Raw genomic sequence first — 700 nt, forward strand, 5'->3', positions numbered from 1 at the left:
GGTCCCGTGGTGTAGCGGTTATCACGTCGCCCTGTCACGGCGAAGATCGCGGGTTCGATTCCCGTCGGGACCGTATTCAAGATGGCAACATTTTGAGTAGAAGATGACAGACTCGTTAGCTCAGTTGGTAGAGCAATTGACTTTTAATCAATGGGTCACTGGTTCGAGCCCAGTACGGGTCATCGACATGCGGGTGTGGCGGAATTGGCAGACGCACCAGATTTAGGATCTGGCGCTTAACGGCGTGGGGGTTCAAGTCCCTTCACCCGCATTAAAAATTAGCCGGCTTAGCTCAGTTGGTAGAGCATCTGATTTGTAATCAGAGGGTCGCGTGTTCAAGTCATGTAGCCGGCATTAGAGGAAATAGATGCGAACGTAGTTCAGTGGTAGAACATCACCTTGCCAAGGTGGGGGTCGCGGGTTCGAACCCCGTCGTTCGCTTGGGCCGGGGTGGCGGAACTGGCAGACGCACAGGACTTAAAATCCTGCGAAGGGTAACCTTCGTACCGGTTCGATTCCGGTCCTCGGCATACGAGACAATTGAATAGGCACCCTTGGCTCAACTGGATAGAGTACCTGACTACGAATCAGGCGGTTGCAGGTTCGAATCCTGCAGGGTGCATACGGGAAGTAGCTCAGCTTGGTAGAGTACTTGGTTTGGGACCAAGGGGTCGCAGGTTCGAATCCTGTCTTCCCGATT

Annotated in this window: 8 tRNA genes; all 8 read left to right on the forward strand. The window is 53.6% G+C overall.

The features are described from left to right. The 8 genes from STRDD12_RS07960 to STRDD12_RS07995 all read left to right on the forward strand — a co-directional run bounded on the left by STRDD12_RS07960 (position 1) and on the right by STRDD12_RS07995 (position 698). Positions 1-73, forward strand: a tRNA-Asp gene (locus STRDD12_RS07960). A gap of 36 nt (positions 74-109) precedes the next feature. Continuing rightward, positions 110-182: transfer RNA gene (locus STRDD12_RS07965), tRNA-Lys, on the forward strand. Between the two features lie 7 nt (positions 183-189). Next, positions 190-271: transfer RNA gene (locus STRDD12_RS07970), tRNA-Leu, on the forward strand. Between the two features lie 10 nt (positions 272-281). Then, a tRNA-Thr gene (locus STRDD12_RS07975) sits at positions 282-354 on the forward strand. 15 nt (positions 355-369) lie between these two features. Further along, a tRNA-Gly gene (locus STRDD12_RS07980) sits at positions 370-441 on the forward strand. Positions 442-444: 3 nt separating this feature from the next. Then, a tRNA-Leu gene (locus STRDD12_RS07985) sits at positions 445-530 on the forward strand. Between the two features lie 18 nt (positions 531-548). Continuing rightward, positions 549-622: transfer RNA gene (locus STRDD12_RS07990), tRNA-Arg, on the forward strand. A gap of 2 nt (positions 623-624) precedes the next feature. Beyond that, positions 625-698, forward strand: a tRNA-Pro gene (locus STRDD12_RS07995). Positions 699-700: the final 2 nt, after the last annotated feature.

Source organism: Streptococcus sp. DD12 (genome assembly GCF_001578885.1).
Taxonomy (GTDB): Bacteria; Bacillota; Bacilli; order Lactobacillales; family Streptococcaceae; genus Streptococcus.